At 63.2% G+C, this 3,743-nt stretch carries 4 protein-coding genes and 1 pseudogene; all 5 read left to right on the top strand.

Annotation, left to right across the window (positions count from 1 at the left end):
• A pseudogene (locus EN893_RS23640) lies at window positions 1-275 on the top strand (sugar ABC transporter ATP-binding protein); the annotation flags it as partial.
• Window positions 272-1,237 (top strand): ABC transporter permease, encoded by a 966-nt coding sequence (locus EN893_RS23635; RefSeq protein ID WP_023812479.1) that lies wholly within the window; start codon window positions 272-274, stop codon window positions 1,235-1,237. The pseudogene EN893_RS23640 and the gene EN893_RS23635, both read left to right, overlap by 4 nt.
• A 66-nt stretch (window positions 1,238-1,303) precedes the next feature.
• On the top strand, window positions 1,304-2,323 hold the full coding sequence (locus EN893_RS23630) for a zinc-binding alcohol dehydrogenase family protein (RefSeq protein WP_127272464.1): 1,020 nt from the start codon (window positions 1,304-1,306) through the stop codon (window positions 2,321-2,323).
• Between the two features lie 186 nt (window positions 2,324-2,509).
• Entirely contained in the window at window positions 2,510-2,971 is a 462-nt protein-coding gene (locus tag EN893_RS23625; RefSeq protein ID WP_245477105.1) for a DUF559 domain-containing protein, read from the top strand.
• Window positions 2,968-3,743, top strand: a 776-nt coding sequence (locus EN893_RS23620) for an FAD-binding oxidoreductase (protein ID WP_164898253.1), incomplete at its 3' end; no start/stop codon positions are given. The genes EN893_RS23625 and EN893_RS23620, both read left to right, overlap by 4 nt.

The raw sequence follows: 3,743 nt of genomic DNA, 5'->3' as shown, positions 1-3,743 counted from the left end.
GCGCCAAGCTGTTCATCTTCGACGAACCGACGGTCGGCGTCGATGTCGGCACCAAGGCCGAGATCTACCGCCTGTTCAGCGCACTTTTGTCAAAGGGCGCCGGCATCATCCTGATCTCGTCCTATCTGCCGGAAGTCTATGAACTCGCCGACACGCTGCATGTGTTCCGGCGCGGCAAACTGGTGGCGACGCACGGTTTTCACGCCGCCAGCCACGAGGATATTCTCACTCAGGCGCTCGCCGAGAAACAAGAAAAGCTGGGAGGACAGATATGAGCACCGAGGCGATCGCCGTCGAAAAACCGAAGCGCAACTACAACGTCCTGTTTGGGCTGACGCTTTTGGCGCTGCTGGTTCTGCTCTGGATTCTTCTCTCCGTGGCGACGACGAGCTTCGCCTCCGCCAACAACATGGCCAATCTCTTGCGCCAGGGCTCGATGATCGCCATCATGGCGGTCGGCCAGACCTTCGTCATCATCACCGGCGGCATCGACCTGTCGGTCGGCGCCGTGGTCGGTTTCGCCACGGTGGTCGTGGCCATGATGATCAATGCCGGCTTCCCCATCTGGCTCGCCATTCTGGTGACGCTGCTGGTCGGCGTCGCCATCGGCATGTTCCACGGCTTCGGCATCGTCAAGATGGGCCTGCCACCCTTCATCATCACGCTGGCAACGCTGACCTCGCTGCGCGGCATCGGCCTTTTGATGACCAACGGCAATTCGATCAACATCAACAGCGACACCTTCACCGCCTTCTCGCGCAATTCCTTCATCGGCATCCCCAACCTGTTCTGGATGGTGATCCTGGTCGGCATTCCGGCCTATATCTTCCTGCACCACAGCCGCTGGGGCCGATACCTGTTTTCGGTCGGCTCCAACGCCGAGGCTTCGCGTCTGTCCGGCGTCAATGTCCAGCGCACCATCTACATGGCCTACACGCTGTCGGGCCTGTGCGCCGCCTTTGTCGGCGTGCTGCTGGCCGCCCGCATCGGCATCGGCAACCCGACGCAGGCCGAGGGCTGGGAACTGCAGGCGATCGCGTCTTCGGTCATCGGCGGCACCTCGCTGTTCGGCGCCGTCGGCTCGGTGCATGGGCCGCTGCTCGGCGCCTTCATCCTGGCCACCATCAACAACGGCGCCAACCTGCTCAACGTCAATTCGTTCTGGCAGCGCATCATCACCGGCGCGCTGATCATCATCATCGTCTACTTCGACGGCCTGCGCCGCCGCGGCAAGTAGCGATCCCGCAATCAACCGCCGGCCCGCCACACCAACGGGCCGGCGATTTCATGACTGGATTAGCGCATGAAAGCCGTCCTCTGCCGTTCGCCCGGCGATCTCGTCCTTGAAGACCGGCCCGCACCAGAGGCACCGCCTCCCGGCTGGGCGCTGGTGGCGGTCAGCCATGTCGGCATCTGCGGCACCGACTACCACATTTTCGAGGGCAAGCACCCGTTCCTCGCCTATCCTCGCATCATGGGCCATGAGGTGTCGGGAACGATCGTCGAGACCGGCGACGGCGTCGATCTTGCCGTTGGTGAGCCCGTGGTGATCAACCCCTATCTTTCCTGCGGCAAGTGCATCGCCTGCCGGCACGGCAAGCCCAATTGCTGCCTCAGGATCGAGGTGCTGGGCGTGCATCGCGACGGCGCCATGTGCGAACAGATCCTGGTGCCGGCGCAAAATCTCTATCCGGCCAACGGCCTGTCGCTGGCCGACGCCGCCGCAGTCGAGTTCCTGGCCATCGGCGCGCATGCCGTGCGGCGCGCCCGCGCCGACCCCGGCGCCCGCACGCTGGTCATCGGCGCCGGCCCGATCGGGCTCGGCACCGCCATCTTCGCCCGCATCGCCGAACTCGACGTGACGCTGCTCGACATGAGCAGTGAAAGGCTCGCCTTCGCCGCAAATGAGCTTGGTTTCCAGACCCTCGACGGCTCGCGCGGCGCGGTGCCCGATCTGGTCAGGCAAGCGACATCAGGCGAAGGCTTCGATGTGGTCTTCGACGCCACCGGCAACACCCAGTCGGTGCAGTCGGCCTTTGCCCATGTCGCGCATGGCGGCACCTTGGTACTGGTCTCTGTTGTCAAGGACGACATCAGCTTTTCCGATCCGGAATTCCACAAGCGCGAGATGACGCTGATCGGCAGCCGCAACGCCTTGCGCGCCGACTTCGATCACGTCGCCGCCTCGATCCGCAACGGCGCCGTTCCCCTGGCCAAGCTCGTCACACACCGCACCACACTCGCCGGCACGCCGCGCGATCTGGCTCGTTGGGCACATGAGAAATCGGGCCTGATCAAGGCTGTGATCGAGGTCGGATCATAACATGGCAGACGGCGAAGCCGGTCCGAATTGAAGACGCCCGCGCAGGTCGACCCCCACTCCGTCTCGGCTTCGCCGAGCCACCTCTCCCCCGATCGACGGGGTAGAGGAAGGGTGCGAGCTTAGCAAGGCGGGCTCCTTCCTCTCCCTCCGGAGGGGGGAGAGGTGGCTCGGCGAAGCCGAGACGGAGTGGGGGAAGCCCGCCCCGCAACACGCAGCCGCCGCAAAACGGGCATCACCCAGCGAGCCCGAAAACTCAGGCAAGGTGACAACCAGGCCGAAGCGCTGCTTTGGCTTGAGTTAAAAGCCCGCAAACTTGGCGGCTACAAGTTCACGCGACAGTTCTCTATCGGACCATACTACGCAGACTTCGCTTGCCGCGAAAAATGGCTCGTCGTGGAAGTCGACGGACATCAACACGCCGACTGTTCCTATGACCGCCGCCGCGACGATTTCATGCATGCCCAGGGCTATTCGATCCTGCGTGTTTGGAGCCATGAAGTCTTGAAGCATCGTACTTCGGTTTGTGAAACCATCCTCGCCGCGCTCGATGGCAGGCTAGCCGAGAACATCACGGCACCCGACCTCCGCTTTGTCTTCACGCCTCACTCACCCGATTCAATCTCTTCAAAAACGGACCTATCTAGATGAAATCTCACGTAAAAGCGGTTGTTATCGGCGGCGGCGTCGTCGGCTGCTCGGTTCTCTACCACCTGGCCAAGGCCGGCTGGACCGACATCATGCTGATCGAGCGCTCGGAGCTCACCTCCGGCTCGTCCTGGCACGCCGCGGGCGGCTTCCACACGCTGAACGGCGACCCCAACGTCGCCAAGCTGCAGGCCTATACGGTGCAGCTCTACAAGGAGATCGAGGAAATATCCGGCCAGTCCTGCTCCCTGCACCTGACCGGCGGCGTGATGATGGCCGACACGCCCGAGCGCATGGACTTCCTGCGGCTGGCCCACGCCAAGGGCCGCTATCTCGGCATGGACACAGAGCTGATCACCCCTTCCGAAGCCAAGGCGATGTTCCCGCTGATGGACGAGACCAACTTCGTCGGCGCCATGTGGGACCCGGTCGAAGGCCATCTCGATCCGTCGGGCACCACCATCGCCTATTCCAAGGCGGCGAAAAAACTCGGCGCCGAGATCGTGCTGCGCAATCGCGTTGTGGAACTGACACAGGAGGTCGACGGCACCTGGAACGTCGTCACCGAACAGGGCACGGTGAAGGCCGAGCATGTCGTCAATTGCGGCGGCCTGTGGGCGCGCGAGATCGGCCGCATGGTCGGCGTCGAACTGCCGGTGCTGGCCATGGAGCACATGTATCTGCTGACCGAGCCGATGCCGGAGGTCGAGGAATTCAACAAGTCTACCGGCCGCGAAATGATCGGCGTGCTCGACTTCAAGGGCGAGATCTACAC

Origin of the sequence: Mesorhizobium sp. M7A.F.Ca.CA.004.04.2.1, from assembly GCF_004022825.1 — a bacterium.
Lineage (GTDB): Bacteria > Pseudomonadota > Alphaproteobacteria > Rhizobiales > Rhizobiaceae > Mesorhizobium.
The sequence above is the reverse complement of the archived record's forward strand: the minus strand, read 5'-3'. Positions and strand labels throughout refer to the sequence as shown.